This window comes from Bacteroides sp. HF-162, assembly GCF_015679285.1.
Lineage (GTDB): Bacteria > Bacteroidota > Bacteroidia > Bacteroidales > Bacteroidaceae > Bacteroides > Bacteroides uniformis.
The window spans coordinates 3,959,884-3,980,986 of record NZ_CP064937.1; the positions used below are offsets into that span (position 1 = coordinate 3,959,884).

Genomic DNA, 21,103 nt, shown 5'->3' on the forward strand with positions numbered 1-21,103 from the left:
AGAGTTTTCTATTACTTTCACAAAAATTCCGTATTTCTGTGTTCATCACTCCTTCAGTCTGCAAAAATAGCGCAAGCCTCCCAAATCTCCTATTTCGGGATGCAGAATCTGTATCAGGTCGGACAACAAATAATCGGGACGGAACGGAGTCTCCTCGTAGAAAGGAACTTTCGCCGTATTACAACCATAGACATTCCGGGTCTTGAAAGCCTTAAAACCGGTGTAGCCGATATAATCCGCCTCCAAATCAGCATAGCTCATGTCGCGGTCGCGGTTGTACTTCACCAGCCAGACGTCGGCATCGCCCGCCTTGTCGAAAACGGTCTCGAAAGCCAGAGGAACAGAACCGCTGTGGGTATCGTCGGCAAAGGCGTAACGCCCGCAAGCATCCTGAAAAAGCCTTCCTATGGTGCTGCGCCCTCCCGGCACGTACCATGCCGAGCCGCTTTTCAACTCACTGACAACGGAGAATGAGGTGGATGAAAGTTGCGCACGCATCTTGAGTCGTTGGTAACAACTGTCTACTTCGGCAAAAAGGCTGTCAGCTTGTGGCGCAGCCCCGAAGAGCAGTCCGTAGAAACGCATCCACTCGGCACGTCCCAAAGCGGAGGTTTCCATGTAGTCGGCACATTCGATGATGGGAATATTCAGTTTCTCGATACGGCCATAACCGCCGCTGTTCTCAAACGGAGAGAGCAGGATGGCATCGGGGTGCAGGTCAATGATGCGCTCCATGTCGGGATTCATGCCGTCGCCACAATCGGCGATGGCGCCCCGGCGGCAGGCTTCGTGCACGGCGGGTAGCTTGATGTACTTCAAGTCGCAGACGCCGCCGATGCTACCAAACACACCCAGATTATCCATCAGTCCGCAGTGGACGGAAGAGTAGATAACTGATTTGGAGAGCGGGGTACGTACCACAGTACCTGCCGGAAGATGTGCCGGGAGTTCGCGGTCTTTCGGGACCAGTATATAGGTATGTAGCGTGTGCAACGTATCCCAAGGATTGCGCAAGGTGGCAAGGGTATAGCCGGGATAGGACACTAAGGTAAGATTCTCCGCATAACGTAAAGGAATGGTGTCACCGTTGGCCAAAGCAGAGGCAGTCTTGCCCCTTCCTCCGCAGGAGGAAAGAAACAAGACTGCAAATATACTGATAAAAAAGCAGCCTCTTTTCATTGATATTAATTAAAGAAGATAGCGGAATTAGGATTGATGCCTCCTGCATCGAACTTCTCGATAAATGTACCGTCTTTCTTGAAACGGTAGATGGTACCGTTCGTTGTGAACTCGGAAGTACCGATATAAATATCACCGTTATTTTCGTTTACTTCCAACATGTACAACGTGCTTGAAGCAAGTTCGGCAGGGGCGTCTTTGAGAAAAGAAGCATTATTCATCTGCCCGGTCTTGATGTTATAAGTAAAGAAAGTGTTGACTGTTGTATATGGTTCAGTATTCCAGTCCGTCATTGAATTCACCAGATATAAGATATCATCAGCAGCACACATACGGGTGGCACTGCCTAATTCCGTCACCTTATTGTTGGCAGCAGGATCTATCATCTGCAATGAATAGCCAACATCGCCATAATTGCCCCATGAAATCAAAAAGACTTTATCATCCTCTTCAATCAAAGCATTGGGGTTCAAACCTACCGTCAACTGCTCTTTCAGCTTGAAAGTGCGCAAATCTATCACCTTTACGTCAGTGTGCCGAGTGCTCCAATCAGCAGTACAGCTATTCGCCACATACAGCATATCCTCGCAGATTGCCACACCTTCCAGATTGTCACCAAGTCCGGTCAATTTATCCACTACCTCCAACGTTTTCGCATTGATTTTAGCCACAGCTCCTCCGTAGAAGGAAGCATAGATATATCCATCCTCAGCGTCTATATAGCGAATACCAGCACTGAGGTCATTATCATCTACAAACGAAACACGTTTCAACTCCACACCTGCAGCATTCAGCTTGGTCAGATAATTGGAACCGCTTACAGCTATATATATTTCATCTTCATACTCAATCATGCTCTGACCAAGGTCACCCAACTTGGCATTGTTTTGGGTCTTGTAGATATCACTGATAAAATCCGCATCCTTATTGGGTGCATAAAAGGCAAGTCCTGCATTGTTGGCTCCTTGAGAGCCTTCGTTCAGAATATAGACACGCGTCTGCGGCAGTGTCACCTTCGACCCGCCGTCATCCAGAGAATCGTCATCATCATCACTACAAGATGCCAAAGAGGCACCCAAAGCAAGCATGCAGAGCATACCGAATAATAAACTTCTTACTTTCATAATTACAGTTGTTATTGTTTATAATTAGTTTTTGTTGTTCATAAATAGATTATTCAAAACTTGAAAGTACCCGTCAACCGCCACGAACGGCCCGGCATAGGATAATATTTTATCACGTCATACTGTTCATCGGTCAGATTTATAATCTCGGCCTGCAACAGAAGCCGGCAACCGCCCAAAGCAAACTCATGAGAGAGGCTCATCGTATGCTCCAGATAGCCCTCAATCTCATTCTCCGGAATGTTCTGCGACAAATAGTAACGCTTTCCTACTCCTACCGCCGAGTAGCCCACATTCACCCACGGCGTTTCCACAATGACGGACGCATTTCCGCTATGAAGAGGAGTATAAGGCAATTGGTCCTTATAGTTCTTCGCATCGGAATCAGTCAGGTCAATGGCCTTTTGCCATGTATATCCACCCGACATAATCAGTCTTATTTTCTCCGTCAATGGAACGGTTGCCGCCAAAGTGGCATCCACACCTGCGGCATGCACCTTGCCGTAGTTCGCCATCTTCCACGCATAGGTGGTGGGAAAAGCCACAATCTTATCCGTCACATTATTATAGTAACCGTCAAGCGTAACGGAGATATAGTCGAACACAGACAATCCGGATTTGCTCCATGTGATGCCGACATTATATTCGTCTGCCTTCTCGGGTCGCAGATTACGGTTGCCCAGCCGGTAATAATAGAGGTCGTTGAAAGTGGGCAGACGGAACGTACTCTTATACATCAACCGGAAATACAGCGACTCGTCCTGCCAAGGCTGCATACTGACTGATAAAGAGGGGGCAAAACGATGGAAGTCATCGGGGACCGTACCTTTCTCGGCATGCTCCGAAGTGGCGGTATGCACCAGCGAGGCCGTGGCCGTGAGCCATCCTTGCCGGTAGCGTGCATTGAAGGCACTGATGGAAGTATATCTTGTGGGGAAAGGACATTCCGGCAAACTGTTGCGCAACTTGTTTATCACCCCGTCCTGCGCCAACGAAAGGGTCAAAGCTTCCAAAGGACGGTAGAGAACGGTCGCGGAAATATAATATTCGTCTTGCCGGTGATTTTCCCGATAATATCCGTCGGTATATTCCTTACCCTCATCCTTATATTTGTTCCAGCCATGATTATACTTTACTTGTGCCTGCAGACTCCATCGGGGCGAAAAATGCTTCCTATAACGTGCCTGCACAAAAGTATTCTCATCCCAAAGCGTTTCATCGGAAAGGGGATTATAGAGCGTAACCGCCCCTGGAAGTCCCCGACGGGAATAGAAGTAGTAACCCTTCACATCCAGTTCACTGTCATCCTTGAAAGTATGATAAAGGGTAGCTTCGCCCTGCCAGGAATAGATGCCGGAGTTGTTACGTTTCTCTTCCGTCACGTATTTTCCATTGACCAGCGTGAAAGGGTAATTACCGTCCGCCCTCATATAAGCGGCATCTACCGCCACGCGTGTACGGCTGCCCAGTTTCTGCCACCAGCGCAACGAGGGGCTGACCATGCCGAACGAACCTCCACGCACCCGTGCCTGAAAAGCGGCATTGCGCCCGTCATCAAAATGAGGTTTTTCCGTCTCTATGCCCAGCACACCGGCCGATGCATACAAGCGGGCGGACTGCAACAAATCCTCCGACTGCCCGATGGCGAGCGAAAGCATGGAAACATTGTCCAGCGAAAAACGCCCGATATCTATCTGCCCCGCCTGACAATTGCTCACCGCCACCCCGTCATAACTGACAGCTGTATGGGCGGCTCCCATATTGCGTATGGAAACCGTTTTCAGTCCTCCAATGCCTCCATAGTCCTTTACATTGGCTCCGGCAAAACGGCGCACAGCATCTGCCATATTCTGTATTCCCAGCTGGCTGATATCCTGCCGTGACATCGTCTGTATGGGTACGGCAGAAGTCACTTTATTGGGCGACCTGCGTGCTGTCACTGTCACTTTCTCTATCTGATGCACTTTCCCTGTAATCGTATCTCCTCCCACCTCCTGGGCAGAGAGCCGGAATATACTTGCACCCACTGAAACAGCACAGACCAGTAGTACCTTAGTCCTTCCTGACATAGAATAAATGAAGATTATCTTAAACCATTTGCGCACTGCCCACTTTCCTCGAATGGACAATTTTTCGACTTTGTTTTGCAGGTCTTCTGACTCGTTCCCGGTACATCGCCTTCCCGTTCTTTCCGAAGAACAGTGGCACAAGTATGATACACCGAGCATGGAACTCACAGCAGCGGGACTGTTCGGGACTTTCACCCGATTCCCTTTTCATCCGCTTCTCCGGATAGAGAACGCGGAACAAAACGTGGACAAAGATAGGATAAATAAAAGAAGTTTCAGTAAACAATAAAACGAATATTACCGTTTTAACAGTCATTTTTCTAACTTTGTAACATAATAACCCCAAAATCGAGTTGCCATGAAATATAAATTATTGGTTCTTGATGTAGATGGAACGCTACTCAATGATGAAAGAGAAATCAGTAAAAGGACATTAGCTGCTCTGCTAAAGGTCCAGCAGATGGGAGTGCGCATAGTTTTGGCATCCGGTAGGCCGACTTATGGACTGATGCCATCTTGATTTACTGAACGAACGGGCACGCCACGCATTGATGGGAAACTTGGGCATTCAATACACATACGCTTCGGACGAGCGCGTAGAAGCAACCATACCGGTCGACTACCGTACCCGCCAACCCTTCGGCATTCTGCATGGCGGTGCCACCCTTGCCTTGGCAGAAACCGTTGCCGGGCTCGGCTCCATGATTATCTGCAAACCTGATGAGATTGTCGTGGGAATGCAAGTCAGCGGAAATCATATTTCTTCTGCACACGAAGGAGATACCGTAAGGGCAGTAGGCACTATCCTGCACAAAGGACGCTCATCCCATATATGGAATGTGGATGTATTTACTTCCACCAATAAACTGGTTTCTTCTGTACGGGTGGTGAATAGTGTGATAAAGAAAAGATAAAGTAATTGTTATAAACTACGCAATGTAAATACATGAAAATCAAAAGGAAACGAGGAGGTTAACCAATTCCTCGGTTTTATCCTTACCTTTGTAAATTATATTAGAGTGTTATACCCGAACAACAAAAAGAAAACGATGCAGATACGCAACAATACATTGATAAAAGAATGTTCAGCTTATGATTTCAAGGAAATGTTGGAACGTAAGAAAGTGAAGTCATGGCTTAAATCCGTGTCGGCTTTTGCCAATACGGAAGCATCTTCTTTCTTCACTACATTCTATAATTTGAATTGGGGAAAGAGCGAAAGAATACCCGTAGAAGAAGTGGCCGAAAGGGTAAACAGTCCCCTCAAAAAGTATCCTGCAAACGAAGAAAGTTCGGTCGATAAGTTCGGTGTAAATGCGAAAATGTTTGGTGTAAACAACAAAAGTTCGGAGAGAGCACAGATGCCTCTAAAAACATAGGAAGGACAGTACAGAAGATTATCGATTTCGTCATTTCCGATCCTTCTATGTCAGCCGAAACTATGGCTTACAAGATTGGTATAAGTTCTCGTGCCGTAGAAAAACAAATTGCAAAATTGCGGTCTATGGATATCTTATCTCGTGAAGGTGCGGACTTTGGTGGCTATTGGCGCATTGTCATTAATCCCCAAACTGAAAAATAAGTATATAAGACTGACTTGAAATTCAAAAACACAAGAGGCGTGCAACTTAATGGATTGCACGCCTCTTTTTTTCTATAAAATCACCTATCGCAACTTACTTCACTTCCTCAAAAGTAAAAAACACTGTAAATCAAGAAATTACACAGAAACTGTGCCAAAATCGTGCCAAAAACACAATAAGTATCTATTAGCATATCAAAAATAGCACAAGTTACCACAGTTATTATAATAAATCAATGATTATAGGAAAAATCACCTATAACTACCTATACTTCATCACTATAGATAACAATTGTCTGTGCAAAGATAAAGTTTTTCAAGATATAAACAACAATAAGTATATCAGAAAATCAATAAATATATAGCCATCTTAATAAATCATCAATTGAATGTATTTTGATTAGTTAGAAGTTTATTAAATTAAACTTTTATAGATATTCCAATACATTCTCACTATATTTACATAATTAGTTCATTATATCAAACTATGGAGTTTTACAAAGTATTGAAAAGCAGAAGAAGCATCTTCAGAATTTCGCAAGAGGATTTAGCTGAAATATCAGAGATAAGTTTATCCACAATCAAGAACATTGAACGAGAAAAAGGAAACCCTTCCTTAAAAACAACAGAAAAAATTTGCAAAGTACTTGGGCTAGAAATTTGCCTTAATGTAAAGAAAACAACAAGTTAAAAACAGTAATACCTATGAGAGAATTAAAAATATTCTGTAATCATATTTACGCCGGATTACTTACTGAACATTCAAAACAAGAATATACGTTTTGTTATGATGATGGTTATTTTATCAATCCTTCCCTTCCTGCCATCTCATTGACTTTACCTAAGTCTCACCAATCGTACACAAGCCAATACTTGTTCCCCTGCTTTACAAATTTACTACCTGAAGGAGCAAATAAGAAAATCTTTTGTCGATTATGTAAGATAAACGAAGAAGATTACTTCAGCATATTATCGGCACTTGAAATAAAAGATATGCTCAGGAGTTAATACACCAAACTTTTCTTCAATTTTATCACCATTTTCTTTGAGAATGCACATAAACACATTATCTTTATACACATTAAGACCACATACGTTCCTCATATAATTAGTACTATTTTTTAGCACTTGAAAGATACTAAATGTTCGGGAATCTCGAAATATGAACGAACGGAGTGGTCTTTATTTTTATTGAACACGCTTATAAATCAAGTTTTTTATATAAGTTTGCATTAGAAAACAACGTATGAAAAGAATGCAGTTATGCTAGCTATCACATTCATCAGTCCAAAGATTAATGCGGAGAAATTACGGCTTCCTGCAAACAGCTTATCAGAAATAATACCCGAAAAAACGGTACCGACTATTCCACAAATGGAACTTATGGAAATAATAAAACTGGCATCCAACGTGGAATAACCTTTCTGCGCTTCTAAATAGAACACTCCCCAGCTATTCACGGCATATCGGCTGATATACATGAAAGCACTGCTAAGTGTCAATATCCAAATGGCAGGATTACGAAGTACCGCTTTCTGGGCACGACTAAATTCTTCCTACTGTTTCTTGGCATTACCATTGGGAGCGGGTGCCTCGTTGCCCAACAAGAACCCCTGGCTTTGAGGAGTATCCCTCATAAAGGTAATCACCATCAGGAACCCAAGCAAGCCGATACCCCCTGCACCAATCATTCCATACCTCCATCCCATCCAACCTACAATCAAGGCGATTGTCATGAAAGTAAAAGCCTCACCAATGTTATGGCTGGCCGACCAGAAGCCATAATAGGTTCCGCATTCTTTGCTGTTGTACCAGCGACTCAAGGAAACAACTCCCGATGCAGCCCTCATTGACTGAAACCATCTATTCAATCCCCAAAGAAGGACGAAGGCATAAAAAGAGTTTGTAAACCCCAATAGCAAATGAATTAAGGCAGAACAGAGCAGGTCGGTTGACATGAAGCGCCTTTTACATTACTACGGTCGGCCAGAAAACCATTTGTCAACTTTCCTACGGCGTAGACAAAGAAGAGGCAGGAACCGATGATACCTAGTTCTGTTTCCGAAAACACACCGTCTTCTACAATAGGTTTACGCACAATATTCATACTCAGGCGACATGCGTAATAAATACCATATAAAACGTTTGGAGTCATTGCATGTTCTTACAGCTTTCTTTTCATATCTACTATTATTAAGTTAATAATTTGATAATCAGATGTAAGCTCATAGAAACAGAACAGTATTTTCTCTGTTTAAAAAATTATAAATATTTTATTTTTGAACCATTGATAGCCGCAAGCATCTCAATTTTACAGAATGTACTCCTGCTATTGTACAAAGTTTGTTTTGCAATAAATGTATCCACCTTGTTTTAGTCCCTCAAATTCCATGAATCCAGAATGTTTTACCTGTATACAAAAAAAGCCAGTTACCTACTGGCTACATTCCAAACCTACTACTCCCCCCATATAAAAACCGCTGGCTCACGTATCCAACGGTTCACAACAGTCTATCTCCTGCTATTGCTATTTGTTTTCTCACTATCCCTTCTTGCCAAAGGCAGCAACAGCCGTTCCACAAGTGCTTTCTTATCCTCCGTAGACATCTTGTTTCTGCCCTTAGCTATGATTTCAGCGGCCAAATCACTTTTACGACCGGCAATATATTTTTGCCGTTTTCCGTTAATCATTGCTTCTATGCGGAAGTCATGCCGAGTATTCTCTATGATGTTAACCTCCGATACCTGTAGGTTGTCTTCTGTTTCATACGGCTCTACAAGTGTAGGCAAATAATGCCTCATAACCTCTCCTATCCCCAGAGGCACCAAGCCCGAAAGATATTGCTCTATACGGTTCTTCCAGTAGTCGTCTATCTGCAGGTCAGAGGCATGATCATAGAAATGGCCGATGGCAATACCCACTTCATCTATTATCTTTTTTGCATTCTTTATACCGTTCAGCTTCGCAAACTGTAGCAGGTCATCTTCTACTATTTCATCATTCTTTCCGGCAATACTCATACAGTGTATGTTTTCGTATGCTGCACCGTCCAAATTAGTGGTAAATGTTACATCGTATGCCGGAGTAATATGCCATTTCCCGTCTTTCTCCATCAGGAAAGAAAAATTCTTGATGTGGTCATCCACATTACCGCCCATTACATTGAATACTATCCGGCGGTAGAGTTCCGATTGCTCACTGGCCGGAATATTTAGCCTCCGGCACACTTCGAACAAATCTTCATAACTTGTTGCATCGGGATTCATCGCAGCAAGCGTCTGAGTGTGTACTTTCTCCCCGTTTATCCTGTCATAGCGTTCCGTCAGAAAGTGATATTTCCCCTCTATCTCAATAAGCCGCGAGGGCATCATGGTCACTCCGGCTTCCTTTGCCATCTCATAGTACGCCATTTCCATTTGTGTAAAAGGAAAATCTTCTCCTTCCGAAAATTTCAGGATGTAATAAGTATAGCCTTCGGGCAAGGGCACCTGGCCCGAGCGTATATCATGTGTGGTTTCATGAATGGCGATAATGGCTTTCGGGTGCTGTCCCCCGGCAGAAGTTCCTACCTCATAGATACTTTGCAGATGCAGCGTCTCGTCTTCTTGCACCGACACCTCTTCCCGTTCTTCAAAAATACGGCGTGACAGTTGGTACAAACTGTCTATCTGAAGAGCAGAAGAAGATTCTAGTCCGGGAGTGGCCGGAACGAACTCAAAAGCCCCCATCCCTCGTTTCCCGATGAAAGAGAGCTTATCTACCGGAGTGAGCATACGTTTCGGGATACGGTTCTGCGCGGCCCACCGGTCAAAAACCATATTTCCCCACCGGTCAGGCAAAGAGTCTGCCAGAAACGGCGGCAATCCCTGATAGAGTTTATCCTTATTGCCGGATATAGGCATACCTTTTGCTGCCCCACCCTTTACAGAAGCGGTCAGCGGAGCTATTTCCAAGCCTTTCTTTACGAAATCCGGATGATAGTTGAAGATGGCCCTTCTGTTCCTTTCGTCCCAATAAAGCTTCCCTACCTCTTCACCCCATAGCATAACATTCACAATATTATTTTCCATGTCTCACCCTTTTCGGTTTTTTACTCTTCATTTCTTCCAGCACGTATGCCGAAACAGGTATTTCCGGCAACAGCTCATCCATTTGTTCCAGACAGTCCGCTACCCGTAGGAGCGCAAGAAAATTACCCATGTTGATGTTACAGGCATTTCCATTCTCAAACTGCCGTAAAGTAACAAGGCTTACACCGGCCTGCTCAGCGGCCTCTTTTTGGGTGAGCTTGCCAGCCAGCCTGTATTCCTTGAATCTTCTGCCCAACTCCGCAATAATCTCCGGATTGGACATCGCCCGGGTTATAGAATTTGTCATCATAGTACAAAGGTAAATATATTAACGCTTAAATCCAAATATAGTATCTAATAATTAATATATTTACCATTATACTCAAAAACTACTTCTGCAAAAAGAACCTCTCAGGCGAAGTATACCGAACCCATATCCGGCATATAGCATTTTTACAGATATTCCGAATGAATATTATTGACCTGAGTTCGATATAATTTAAAATGGAATATACAATTGTGCAACCGGTTCAAATTCTATATTAATAGATGGCTTCTTTGGTAAAAAAGTATATGCAGTAAGCCCTCCGATCAAATTTGAAATAAAATTTGCGAATGACCTGTGGCGTGTATGTTCTATTTGGCATATGTTCTTGAGTTCATCATTGATGGTTTCTATAATCGCTCTTTTGCGTAGTATAATTCTATCATTCTGAGTCATATATCTCTCTTTCATATTTTTTCTCACGGTCGTAATCAGGTGTATTCCATCAAAAAATAGACGATTAAACAGGTTTTCAGAGATATATCCCTTATCTGCAAAAAGCTTTCCCATAAGTTCTTTGACTAGATTACTTGATGTGAGAGGTTCCCGGTCATCCACATTACCCGGTGTAATAACAAAGTTGAGCAGTTCTCCTTTATCATTACATACCAGATGCAACTTGAATCCATAGAACCATCCCATGCTTGACTTTCCACGCTGGGCAATGCCGGCAAAAACTTTATGACGGGGGATACGTTTGTTATCACAGACACAAAGTTTGGTACTATCCACAAAGGAAACTCCGGTGCATTCTCCTAGTCTACACATCTTCAGAAAGCAGACTAGCATTAGTGAAATGTTAGCCTGTAGTTCCACGAAACGGTTATAAGATAATGTTTTGGGAAAGTCATTTTTCATGTGCTTACATACGTACTGAAGATAAAAATGTTTCAAACATCGGTATCCGCCAAGATGAAATAATACCAGAATAGTGGCAACCTCGCTTTCGGACATCTTATAAGGCTTATTACGATGAGCTTTACCATCGGATACGGACTTTTCTTTGATAGTGGTATCAAATACTAATGAAAACTCATCAATAACAAAAAATATTTCAGTAATTTTGGAACTAGGTAGCATAGCGTTATAGATTGTAAATGTTATAATTAAGCACTGTAAATTTACTAAAGATATCGCTATCTACCTAATTTTCAAATATATAAAAATATCAATTTGCTTTTTATGGATAAAAAACAAGAATTGAAATTGAGAGAGCAGAAGTTGATTGACTTCGTGTCTTCTTTCTGCAAGCAGAAATTAAATGATGAATACGAGCAACTTTGCATAAAAATGATTCGTAAATTGTGCAGAAAAAGAAACTGTCCATTCGAACGTGGAAACTTAGAAATCTGGGCCGCTTCTATCATCTATACAATAGGAAATATGAATTTCTTGTTTGATAAATCGTTTGAACCATATATTCATTCAAGGGAAATTCATGATTTCTTCGGAACTAAAAGCTCGACTATTGGTGCAAAATCAAGAGTGATTCGGGATCTATTAAACCTTGCCCCTTATTTTGATAAGGATTTCTCGACATCAAGGATGAGTGTGCAGAATCCATACAATAAGCTTGTAGAAGTTGACGGCTTCTTACTTAACATTGAATCACTACCAGAAGAATACCAACAAATGGTTAAGGAAGCTAGAAACAGAGGAGAAGACATTGCATTCACAACCAACAAGTAATCTAGGCGAATCTACGCGAATTTTACAGAAATCTTATATCGAACTCAGGTTATTGATACATTGCCCCCAATAAACGTGAAACGTAGCCTCGGCGGAGTTTTCCGAGCTGAGACTCGACGAACTGGCGGACCGGCACGGATTGGTCGTGGAAGACCTCGCTTCCGGAAGGAAGAAAAACCGCGGTGCGCTGGTGCTGTTAAAGGAGGCATATTTGGATGATTTTCTATGGTTTATCCCTGAGAATACGATGACCTATGAATAGAATTCCGGTAAAATGCCCGTTGGCCGCTGTCGTGATTCTCGGTGGTGTCGTATGGTTGCAACACCGTCATGCCGTGCGGCTGAGGACGGAACGGGACCGTTACCAATCGAATAGTACGCGCTGCTTTCGGAGGTGAAGCACATGCGGGTGGATTCGGTCACGATGGCGCTCGACTCCAAGACATTGCGGCTGACACTCGACGAGTACAAGCGGTTCAGGGTGGAAGATGCCACAATCATCAAGCGTCTCGGGGTGAAAATTAAAAACCTTGAAGTAGTGGTACGGCATGAGGTGGAGGTTGCAGTCCCATTGACGCTTCTATCCGCGATACGGTCGTTGTGCGGGATACGGTGCCGGTGCTGAGGCAGAAAGTGGAGATGATTACACCGTACGTTCAGCTTGCTGGAATTATCAAACCGATTGCGGGGCGAGATTCGGATGCCGGTGACGCTGCGCCAGGCGGTATGGGTGGAATACAAGAGCTGGTGGTCCTGGAGGCGAGTGAATATAGTAATCCATATTGACAAAAGCATCTTTGGCTTAGAAGATGAATTATCTCCAGCATTAGAAAAAAGTGATGTACATGCCTAATCCGGATATCCATGCAAAATGGACTTTATAGATTTCGGAGAATTCATTGGTCTAAAAGTAGACATCTTACCATAAAATAGTCTTCTACATAGCAGATTATTAAAAATAAAATATTTACAAATATCCGGAATTAAGAAACTACTACTTATATAATTTATGTCCGAAAAATGAGTGATTTTTCGGACATAATAAATGTTAATATGACATATAATAAACCTGTTTATAAGAGCACATATATTTTATAGAACCAATTATCATAAATGACCAACCTACTTATAGGAAATAAATGAAAATCGATTTTATTTTACAATTGTCCAGATTTAGCAAAAAGGGATTTGCCTTCCATATAAAAAAAGATCCTTATACCAATTAAGGACAGTTATACCAATGTCGCTGATAAGGCAATAATCTCTACAAAAATAAAGAATATAATCATAATGCAAAGGGATATTTTCACAATATTAGTAATAATTGCATAATTGGTACCAAAACGAATATATCGATCTTTCCTTTCCTCATTAAATTCATATTGGAGATTTTAGCGATTATGGTGATTTAAGTCAATTTCAAATAACCACGTTATACAAATATGGAGGTCGTTCATGTATTATACTTCATTATTCTTTCCTTTTTAGCATTTCGTATAAATCAATTCATAGTGTTCGGCATTATTATCATTCTCCATCATATCTTTCAAAAAGCCGAACTTATTGGCCAGTATTGCCAGTCGTCAAGTGATTCTTCATAATCTTTGATACTTAAAATGTAACCGTCAATTTCTTCGTTGATTTTATCGTATAGCCCTACATTTGCCTTGACCATACGCTCCTCCAATTTGGCAAGCTTTTCCCTGTACTTGGCTATAAACTTTTTGCAAGTATTGATTTTATCATCATAGAAATACAACACCTCGGCGAGCAGCTCTTCGATCAATGGTTTAAGATCTGAACTCCATGACAGGACATTCAGTTAGCTACAGGGAATAGTAAAAAATAGAACATTTCACAACCTAAGAATTTCTGGACCTCACGATTATACTCCTCTACTACCTAAATCTGTTTCTGAATCCCTTCTTTCTTTTTGCCTTCCTTATCTCCATGCCCAGGGCATTCACGATACCTCTGCGACTCTACTTCCTTATTTCTTAAATATATGCTAGTACATTCACTCATAATTTTTATCTTTTAGCTGATTCATAAAATTGTTTAGCCTATTGATGCGTTGATAGGCCACCAGTCTTCGCCATTGTTTCGGCATAGATTGCTTCCATCGGAATGAAACCACCGTATTTCGAAGCGAGTTTTCCATCGATGCCCACATCAAATAGAAGGTCAGGCGATGAAGCATTGTACTCATCGAGCTTTCCATGGCAATGACCATGAAGCATGATGGAGCCGTAAGGTTTGTGATTCCATGTCACCATCGGATAGTGGCACATCGTCAACATTACGTTTTCTGGAATTTCCGGACAAAGCGTGGGCTTTACCGTCAGATCGATTATATCCTCAAAACGCATGAAGTACTGACGATAAGCCTTGATGGAACCATCGTGATTGCCCACAACCATGTATTTGCGGCCGGGTAGTTTTTCCAACAACAGGCGGGCACCTTCACTTTTGAGGAATGTAAGGTCGCCGAGGATATATATCATATCCTTTTTACCCACTGTGTTCCGCCAAAGTTCGAGCAACCATTCATCATGTTTGGTCGAATCATTTTCCCCAGCAAACAGGCGGTTGGGCTGGTGCTTTAGTATGTTCGTATGACCGAAGTGCAAGTCGGCCGTAAAGTATATCTTATTCATCGTTTTCTATGATTGTTTTAATTTTTATGAGTTGCTCTCGGGCAGTCTTCATCGCATCAGTTCTATATATTTTAATATAGAAATTAAGATAACACTCATGGCGTAACACTTGGTATATATCCCACAAGATGTCGCTTTCTTCGGAATAGCAAATACCATAAAACATAACGTTCTATATTCCAACAAAAGATGTGGGAATGCATTGCTAAACGTTCCAATTCCTCATGTGCATTATGATCAATATGGCGGATATGGCACTAGTCAAAGCAATCTTCTGTTCGACAAACTATCAAACGTGTTACGAATTCAGAAATGGATTCCAATGCCAAGACTTCTTGATCGGTGAGAACCGTTTCGCCCGACTCTGATAATTTAATACTAGCCTGTACTTCCTGTATTAATCTGTCTTATTGCCATCAGGGTCTCACGAATTTGTTGAGATGTCAATTCCAGATCAATGGTACCTGCGTAATGTCGTTTAAATGCATTCAGCATCACGGCTTGAATCGGTTCAATCTTGCCTTCAGGCCATGATAATGCCAACTGAATAGCATGCTCTAAAACCTTCCGATGGAGAAGTGCATAAGTAATAATCTGTATCATCTTAATTTTAATTGTTTAAAGGGTAAAACGAAAAAAGGAGACATCGCATAGGCGACATCTCCCGATATATTGTGCATAAATATTTAGCTAATTCTATAGGCTATTCACTATATTACACAACACGGCACGTCGCCATTCGACACCATCCTTTATAAATGGTGCAGAATGTTTCTGCAGAAATTAATGTGTAATTATGAATTCGCATATTACCTTTATTTTAATTATTTTTAAAATTTAGACGCAAAGTTATAGCAAAAAAATGAGTGATTTTTCTTGCCTATGACCCACGGCTTTTTTCATTTAAGAAATATTGTTTATCGCTTGTTGTAGTATAAATCTTTACATTCGCTCGTAGCGATGCAGCAGCATCGCCTTAAGTATTTCTTCTTATCATTCATTTTTATAGGCGGAATTCAATAAGAATGATGTTGATATTGTCTTCTACCTTTGTTTTTTCGATAGTAAAAATATGATTTATTTCCTTGATATACATTTTTTACGTATAATACTACAAAAGAAGAAACACCTTAACTGTCTTCGTGGCAACATTCTGAATCATTTGAGAAAATTGTTATCTTCAGTCCCTGAATGCCTCAGAACAAGCAGGAGAAACTTTAAACACAAACTTGAAGACATACTCATGCTTGTCATATTGGGTAGGCTCAGTAAGTGTATTACCAGAACTGAAATATTTCAATTTGGCAAACATCACTTGAAAGGCCTGTAAGCAAAAGGGTTATTTCCGTATGGGTTACCCTCAGAAGCTATGCTTTGTCGTGTGTTTCAAAACATAGACAATGAAAAGATGGCTGCTCACCGGTCTGCTTCTGCAGACGTTCTCCGCAAGGAAATATCCGCTTCGGCAACTGACATCATTTGTATTGATGGCAAGGCCATGCGAGGTGCCTTGTACGACAACGGACGTAACCCTGATATCGTCTCTGCATATTCACTCCGTTCTGGCTTTATTTTGGCCACTGATGTTTGCAAGGAGAAAAGTAATGAAATAATCCGTGCCCCGGTTATTGGACAAACTAGACGTGTCAGGATGTATAGTCACGGCAGATGTCATATCATTCCAAAAGGTAATAATAGAATAGACAAGAATTAGAGATAAAGGAGGCGACTTCGTGATCGAACTCAAGGCGAATCAAAGATCTTTGCGCTATGGGCTTGAATACTCTATAAAGACAGCCACCCCGACTGATGTCTATAAAGAAGGTCCATACTTGGAACACGGCAGGATTGAGTCAAGGATATGCCGTACTATACCGTAGAGAAGAACTTATTGTCGACAAGAAAAAATGGAATGGCAATTTGACAGTTATAGAAATACTCGCATCTACGGAGAAAAAGTCTGATAGTAGGATTACATCTGAACAGCGAGTGTATATTTCAAGCCTGGCTGGCAGTGCAGAGCGGCTTAGTCAGATAACCAAGCAGCATTAGGCTATTGAAAGCATGCACTGGGATCTTGACCGCAACCTCCGGCAGGACAGCATAAAGCATAAGGTTGAACGAGCGGCTAGGAACCTCGACACGATTCAAAGGATAGTCTTGGCACTGATTGCTGTTTGGAAGAACAGAAGAAAAAAATATCAGATAAGCGAAAAGGTACGGCTGAGATAACAAGGGAACCATCGGTAAGCTTCACTAATGTGTTACATTTTTTAGCTCAGAAATGAAAATAATTCAGACTTGACATATTCGTAAGTTTTTGATTATCAACAATAGAATTAGTACCCATGCCGCACTGGCATGAGTAGAGGAATTGTAACCCCAAATCAAAGCTTAAATGAAAAAGCCATGTTATGCATCCAAAGCATAATGTTCATTAAGCATAACTATTCTAATTTTGCCCAAATACATATTTCCACCAAATATTGCGGAATTAAGGATTACCTTTACTTTACTCCCGTATCATATATAAGTCTATTAAAATAAAATCAAACAAAGGGAAGAAAAGAAATGGCTTCACCCAGAAGCTATCTTGAAAATTTCTTCTTCTATTTCTTTTAGCCAACAAAATATATTCGTGAAAGCCTTTTATATTTATCATGGGTTTTCACACCTTTGTAAATAGATAGAAAACAGGTGAACTTCTGTATCGGCAAATAGGTAGTGATTATCTGTAATAATCTATTTTAATAGGTACAACCTCTGTTTTTACAAATATAATATTTTTTTATGAATTGCACTTGTGACAAAGGTAGATTCTTTGAAAGTATTCAGATTTCCGTTTGATTTCTTTCTGAAGCTGCACTATTTTTCGTACTTTTATCCCGTAACCTTATAAAATGTAATTTACATGACTGAAAACACCAATTATATTTTCGAAGAACTGTTTAAGGCTGCACAACCTAATCGCGGCCTGTTTGTAATGCCATTGCCTACTGGTGCTGGCAAAACGTATAACTCCTGCCAGATGATGGCTGAGGAGTTGAAGAAGGAAGATGCCAGACGTATCATCTATGTGACTGATGCCAAGAAACAGTTGGATGCTACCATCGAGGATATTGAAAAGAACCTAAAGAAGAATGGTCTCAAACTAAAGGAGCATGACATCTTACGTGTGTACTCACAAGAGGAACAGTGGGAACGTGCCTTCACCGACCCTGATATCCGTATGAAGATGGAGGGGAGCAAACTGTTTCAAGGTGAAAGGACATTTGCAAACCTGAAACGTTTATACTCGTACACCGATGTTACGGACGAGATGGTTGAGGAGATTGGCAAGAACCGCCTGCATCTGATGGAGAAAGTACGCAGAAAGGTGTTTACTCCTATCCGACAGAAATACAAGAAGGAGACTGATGAGGTGATAGCCTCTCATATACTCACAGAATGTCCGATTCTGGAGGAACTATATCCAGAACTATTATTCTACAAGAGCAAGATTATCGTGTTGACTGCCTCAAAGCTGCATACCACGGCATCGCCAAAGTTGGTACGTAAAGGTACACAGCCTTACTGGAAGCATATAAAGAACTCATTGGTAATTATTGATGAGTCTGATCGTGTGAAAGAGGCTGCAATGAAGCGTCTGTTTGATTGTGAGTGTGGTCGCAGAAGACGTTTTAACTTCTGGGGATTGTGCTACTTTATCTGTCAGCACTACCAAGAAGTGATGGATATGCAGAAAATGCCTGAATGGGCAGACCACAAGATGAACATTCAGGACATGTTGGAGGCAATAAGGACGAAAAAGAAAGAGTTGATTGATGACATTAATCCTCAGAAAATATTGAGCGGGCTTGAGTTGGAGGAAAATGTAAATCATGGCAACTTTATCTTTTACGACGAAGACCAGACTTTCTCTGCTGAGAATGTTGTTCTCTCTGTTCACAATAATAAGGAGGAATACACATCCTACTTACTCACGAAGAAGAAAACTAAAGACCAAAATGACAAAACTTTATCATTCGTGGCAAACCGCATAATGCTCTTCTTGAAGGACTTTGTACAAATTGTGGATAAGCATGCAGAAGTGTATGCTTCAATAGAAAACGAGTTGCGTAAGAAAAAAGGCACAAATACAGCTGTTGATTTGGAGGGTGATTTGGCATTTTACCACATTATTAAATATATGGGCATAAACGAAGGTAATACGGAGTATCGCTCTGCACTGCAAGAATTACGCAACGGAACCACTTTCCAGACTCCACGTTCTAATAACAGTAAAGAAACCGATGGCAAGTCTATCTATGATAAGGGTATCAGCTTCATCGAGATATATTCTCATGACAATGACCGCTATTCGTGCTGCTTCGACTATCACGAAATGAGGTGCATGCCTGAAAATGTGCTGTTGGAGATGGTTAATCACAACCGGGTGATAATGTGTAGCGCTACCGCTGACTGTCAGACACCTATCCACAACTATGATTTCAATTATATAGCAAAGCAAGGCGTGAAAGTGGAGAAAATGGGCAATGAGACTTTGCATAAGATCGAAGAATATATTGCTCTCAACTATGCAAACCCTAAGGTGGAGTTCTCTCTCTACAATGAAGAAGAGACTCAACCACAAGAAATATTGGAAGATTACCTCGGTAAGTGCAGTTCAGCACTGAAGGATTGTTTAGACTTCGTAATGGATGGTAAAAACAAGTTTGACAAGAACAACTCTGCTCGAATAGTAAATATGTTGAATCATTACATGAAGTTTATGAAGAAGCCTGAAGCCAGAGCATGGCTGTACTTCCAGCCATTCTCATATACAGGTAAGAGTAGTATAGGAATAAAGAAAGTGTTGAATATACTACAGCAGGCAAGAGTGACAAAGCGTGGCGAAACATTTGGGGTCAACGTCATGGAGCAGCATGTTATTAACGATGAAATAACAAGAAGGCGCGCGGACATCTATCCTGAATTGAATGTCTGTTTCTTGAGTGGTGAGTATTTCAAGGATGACTTGGAGGCTGTAGAGAAACTGTTGGCAGAACAGCCAGGACTAAAGATGTTCTGCTTTGTATGCTACCAGTCTGGCGCTGTAGGCGTGAATTATCTGTTTGATACCGATGCCAAATACCGAAAGAAACACTGTTTGGAAGCTCCAAATACAAAAGACCGCAAAGACACTCGCTGCAACTTTGATGGTATCATTATGGATAAGCCTACGAACTTTATCCCTCTGTTGGATGTGGATGATTACCTCAAAGCTTGCATCTCATTAAGTATTCTGGGAACTGACAACCAGTTGGTATTGAAAGAAAAATCTGACTTCCAGCGTGACTTACTCCGCAGAAGGCATCATCGTATACTTGATGACCTAGCCGAAGTGTTAAAACGTAGAGAGATACAGATAAAAGCAGCATTGAAAAGCACACCTGCCTATGATGCCTTCTGCTTAAAATGGGCAGTACAGGCACTAGGACGTATCACTCGATCAACGGTGTTTAACAAGACCATCCATGTGGCTATAGGTAAGGATATGGCATACTCTATGATTATCGCCAGAAAACCAGAAGTTCAGACAGAACTGCTGAAACATGTGCTCAAGTCGATAGATGAAGATCCATGTATACTTGACCGAATTAATGGTAAAGAGTCAGAAGTTGACATTGCATTCAAAAATGGAGAACACCGTAGAGAACGACATATTAGTGAATTGGTAGGTATTAGTTTCAAGGGTACTGACGAATATGCCCGTCAAGCTCGTAATAGGGTGCATAAGATTCGTGAGTATGTGATGAAGCATCCAGAATTTGATAACAGGGAGGATATTGAGACTTCTATGCGCATGTATTATATGCAAACAGAGGAGGCAAAGAAGATGAACCTGAACTATACAGACTCGTGCGTTCACATGGATGCTATCATGAGGCAGCAATTCATACGAGACTACTTTGAGAAGAACAACTATTGCACTGCATGGAAAGGCAAGGCATGGGTCATCTCACCACAGATTATTCAACAGGTTTACACTGGCTATTTCGGTGAGCAAGTGTTCAAGGTTATATTGGAGAACGCAGGTTGTACCATAAGCTCACCAAGAGAAGAGATTTGGGAGAGGGCCGACTGGGTAGTGAACGACCGACTGTATGTAGATGTAAAATACATGGTGGATGGTGACTTCAACAGGCATGTGAAAGCACAGGCTTGGGAAGGCAAGATAAAGGATTGTGGTGGCAAGTATGCCATAGTCAATGTACCTCGATATGCTGGTAACTACTCACATTCACTTACCCTTGGAAGTGATCCCCAGTTACCAGTTATAAATGGTCTGATAGATGTTGAAACAGGGTCCGTCATCGACAAGAACGTGCAGAATATTCTTGATAGATTAACAACTTAAAATAACT

Annotated in this window: 17 protein-coding genes, 3 pseudogenes and 1 riboswitch; of the genes and pseudogenes, 10 read left to right on the forward strand and 10 right to left on the reverse strand. The window is 41.6% G+C overall.

All coding sequences use genetic code 11. The features are described from left to right. Positions 1 to 45: 45 nt before the first annotated feature. From ITJ87_RS16840 to ITJ87_RS16850, 3 genes are read right to left on the reverse strand one after another with little or no spacing between them, the layout of a single operon-like run. On the reverse strand, positions 46 to 1,179 hold the full coding sequence (locus tag ITJ87_RS16840; RefSeq protein ID WP_117966859.1) for an ABC transporter substrate-binding protein: 1,134 nt from the start codon (positions 1,177 to 1,179) through the stop codon (positions 46 to 48). Positions 1,180 to 1,184: 5 nt separating this feature from the next. Next, entirely contained in the window at positions 1,185 to 2,303 is a 1,119-nt protein-coding gene (locus tag ITJ87_RS16845) for a YncE family protein (protein WP_117966856.1), read from the reverse strand. Positions 2,304 to 2,356: 53 nt separating this feature from the next. Further along, positions 2,357 to 4,372, reverse strand: coding sequence for a TonB-dependent siderophore receptor (locus ITJ87_RS16850; protein WP_117966904.1), 2,016 nt, complete (start codon positions 4,370 to 4,372; stop codon positions 2,357 to 2,359). 58 nt (positions 4,373 to 4,430) lie between these two features. Continuing rightward, positions 4,431 to 4,630: riboswitch (cobalamin riboswitch) on the reverse strand. 100 nt (positions 4,631 to 4,730) lie between these two features. Here ITJ87_RS16850 and ITJ87_RS19025 point away from each other — a divergent pair. The 5 genes and pseudogenes from ITJ87_RS19025 (at position 4,731) to ITJ87_RS16870 (ending at position 6,962) form a co-directional block, all read left to right on the forward strand. Further along, a complete protein-coding gene (locus ITJ87_RS19025; RefSeq protein WP_370540406.1) occupies positions 4,731 to 4,892 on the forward strand; it encodes an HAD hydrolase family protein in 162 nt (53 codons plus the stop codon). Then, positions 4,888 to 5,286, forward strand: a pseudogene (locus ITJ87_RS16855) (PaaI family thioesterase); the annotation flags it as partial. The gene ITJ87_RS19025 and the pseudogene ITJ87_RS16855, both read left to right, overlap by 5 nt. A gap of 204 nt (positions 5,287 to 5,490) precedes the next feature. Continuing rightward, positions 5,491 to 5,954, forward strand: a pseudogene (locus ITJ87_RS16860) (HTH domain-containing protein); the annotation flags it as partial. 487 nt (positions 5,955 to 6,441) lie between these two features. Next, a complete protein-coding gene (locus ITJ87_RS16865) occupies positions 6,442 to 6,645 on the forward strand; it encodes a helix-turn-helix transcriptional regulator (protein WP_117966853.1) in 204 nt (67 codons plus the stop codon). A 14-nt stretch (positions 6,646 to 6,659) separates the two neighbouring features. Continuing rightward, the gene (locus ITJ87_RS16870; RefSeq protein WP_117966850.1) at positions 6,660 to 6,962 is read left to right on the forward strand and encodes a HipA N-terminal domain-containing protein; all 303 of its coding nucleotides are present in this window, start codon (positions 6,660 to 6,662) and stop codon (positions 6,960 to 6,962) included. A 260-nt stretch (positions 6,963 to 7,222) separates the two neighbouring features. Here ITJ87_RS16870 and ITJ87_RS16880 read toward each other — a convergent pair. The 4 genes and pseudogenes from ITJ87_RS16880 to ITJ87_RS16895 all read right to left on the reverse strand — a co-directional run. Further along, positions 7,223 to 8,109 (reverse strand): annotated as a pseudogene (locus tag ITJ87_RS16880) (MFS transporter); the annotation flags it as partial. A gap of 356 nt (positions 8,110 to 8,465) precedes the next feature. Further along, positions 8,466 to 10,025, reverse strand: coding sequence for a type II toxin-antitoxin system HipA family toxin (locus ITJ87_RS16885; protein ID WP_117967216.1), 1,560 nt, complete (start codon positions 10,023 to 10,025; stop codon positions 8,466 to 8,468). Next, positions 10,015 to 10,335, reverse strand: a complete 321-nt coding sequence (locus ITJ87_RS16890; RefSeq protein WP_032849336.1) for a helix-turn-helix transcriptional regulator — start codon at positions 10,333 to 10,335, stop codon at positions 10,015 to 10,017. Before ITJ87_RS16890 ends, ITJ87_RS16885 begins: the two co-directional genes overlap by 11 nt. A gap of 189 nt (positions 10,336 to 10,524) precedes the next feature. After that, a complete protein-coding gene (locus ITJ87_RS16895) occupies positions 10,525 to 11,430 on the reverse strand; it encodes an IS982 family transposase (RefSeq protein WP_117974379.1) in 906 nt (301 codons plus the stop codon). Between the two features lie 102 nt (positions 11,431 to 11,532). Here ITJ87_RS16895 and ITJ87_RS16900 point away from each other — a divergent pair, with 102 nt between their 5' ends. From ITJ87_RS16900 to ITJ87_RS19030, 3 genes are all read left to right on the forward strand, one after another. After that, positions 11,533 to 12,039 carry a DUF6398 domain-containing protein gene (locus tag ITJ87_RS16900; protein WP_117967234.1) on the forward strand — a complete coding sequence of 169 codons (507 nt, stop codon included), beginning with the start codon at positions 11,533 to 11,535 and terminating at the stop codon, positions 12,037 to 12,039. Between the two features lie 254 nt (positions 12,040 to 12,293). Continuing rightward, positions 12,294 to 12,437, forward strand: coding sequence for a hypothetical protein (locus ITJ87_RS16905; protein WP_158562854.1), 144 nt, complete (start codon positions 12,294 to 12,296; stop codon positions 12,435 to 12,437). 26 nt (positions 12,438 to 12,463) lie between these two features. Next, a complete protein-coding gene (locus tag ITJ87_RS19030; RefSeq protein ID WP_310591562.1) occupies positions 12,464 to 12,664 on the forward strand; it encodes a DUF6549 family protein in 201 nt (66 codons plus the stop codon). Between the two features lie 921 nt (positions 12,665 to 13,585). Here ITJ87_RS19030 and ITJ87_RS16910 read toward each other — a convergent pair. The 3 genes from ITJ87_RS16910 to ITJ87_RS16920 form a co-directional block, all read right to left on the reverse strand. Further along, on the reverse strand, positions 13,586 to 13,825 hold the full coding sequence (locus ITJ87_RS16910; protein WP_117967044.1) for a hypothetical protein: 240 nt from the start codon (positions 13,823 to 13,825) through the stop codon (positions 13,586 to 13,588). Positions 13,826 to 14,102: 277 nt separating this feature from the next. Next, the gene (locus ITJ87_RS16915) at positions 14,103 to 14,696 is read right to left on the reverse strand and encodes a metallophosphoesterase (RefSeq protein WP_117967047.1); all 594 of its coding nucleotides are present in this window, start codon (positions 14,694 to 14,696) and stop codon (positions 14,103 to 14,105) included. Positions 14,697 to 15,074: 378 nt separating this feature from the next. Further along, positions 15,075 to 15,299 (reverse strand): hypothetical protein, encoded by a 225-nt coding sequence (locus tag ITJ87_RS16920; RefSeq protein ID WP_117967050.1) that lies wholly within the window; start codon positions 15,297 to 15,299, stop codon positions 15,075 to 15,077. A gap of 805 nt (positions 15,300 to 16,104) precedes the next feature. Between ITJ87_RS16920 and ITJ87_RS18835 the strand changes: the two genes are divergently transcribed. Both ITJ87_RS18835 and ITJ87_RS16930 read left to right on the forward strand, forming a co-directional pair. Beyond that, complete coding sequence (locus tag ITJ87_RS18835) at positions 16,105 to 16,410, forward strand: hypothetical protein (RefSeq protein ID WP_229135047.1); 306 nt, start codon at positions 16,105 to 16,107, stop codon at positions 16,408 to 16,410. Positions 16,411 to 17,607: 1,197 nt separating this feature from the next. Continuing rightward, on the forward strand, positions 17,608 to 21,096 hold the full coding sequence (locus ITJ87_RS16930) for a DEAD/DEAH box helicase family protein (RefSeq protein WP_117967053.1): 3,489 nt from the start codon (positions 17,608 to 17,610) through the stop codon (positions 21,094 to 21,096). Positions 21,097 to 21,103: the final 7 nt, after the last annotated feature.

Coding starts and splice junctions, on each gene's coding strand:
- ITJ87_RS16840 (WP_117966859.1), bottom strand. CDS start 1,179: ATGAAAAGAGGCTGCTTTTTTATCAGTATATTTGCAGTCTTGTTTCTT.
- ITJ87_RS16845 (WP_117966856.1), bottom strand. CDS start 2,303: ATGAAAGTAAGAAGTTTATTATTCGGTATGCTCTGCATGCTTGCTTTG.
- ITJ87_RS16850 (WP_117966904.1), bottom strand. CDS start 4,372: ATGTCAGGAAGGACTAAGGTACTACTGGTCTGTGCTGTTTCAGTGGGT.
- ITJ87_RS19025 (WP_370540406.1), top strand. CDS start 4,731: ATGAAATATAAATTATTGGTTCTTGATGTAGATGGAACGCTACTCAAT.
- ITJ87_RS16865 (WP_117966853.1), top strand. CDS start 6,442: ATGGAGTTTTACAAAGTATTGAAAAGCAGAAGAAGCATCTTCAGAATT.
- ITJ87_RS16870 (WP_117966850.1), top strand. CDS start 6,660: ATGAGAGAATTAAAAATATTCTGTAATCATATTTACGCCGGATTACTT.
- ITJ87_RS16885 (WP_117967216.1), bottom strand. CDS start 10,025: ATGGAAAATAATATTGTGAATGTTATGCTATGGGGTGAAGAGGTAGGG.
- ITJ87_RS16890 (WP_032849336.1), bottom strand. CDS start 10,335: ATGATGACAAATTCTATAACCCGGGCGATGTCCAATCCGGAGATTATT.
- ITJ87_RS16895 (WP_117974379.1), bottom strand. CDS start 11,430: ATGCTACCTAGTTCCAAAATTACTGAAATATTTTTTGTTATTGATGAG.
- ITJ87_RS16900 (WP_117967234.1), top strand. CDS start 11,533: ATGGATAAAAAACAAGAATTGAAATTGAGAGAGCAGAAGTTGATTGAC.
- ITJ87_RS16905 (WP_158562854.1), top strand. CDS start 12,294: ATGAATAGAATTCCGGTAAAATGCCCGTTGGCCGCTGTCGTGATTCTC.
- ITJ87_RS19030 (WP_310591562.1), top strand. CDS start 12,464: ATGGCGCTCGACTCCAAGACATTGCGGCTGACACTCGACGAGTACAAG.
- ITJ87_RS16915 (WP_117967047.1), bottom strand. CDS start 14,696: ATGAATAAGATATACTTTACGGCCGACTTGCACTTCGGTCATACGAAC.
- ITJ87_RS16920 (WP_117967050.1), bottom strand. CDS start 15,299: ATGATACAGATTATTACTTATGCACTTCTCCATCGGAAGGTTTTAGAG.
- ITJ87_RS18835 (WP_229135047.1), top strand. CDS start 16,105: ATGGCTGCTCACCGGTCTGCTTCTGCAGACGTTCTCCGCAAGGAAATA.
- ITJ87_RS16930 (WP_117967053.1), top strand. CDS start 17,608: ATGACTGAAAACACCAATTATATTTTCGAAGAACTGTTTAAGGCTGCA.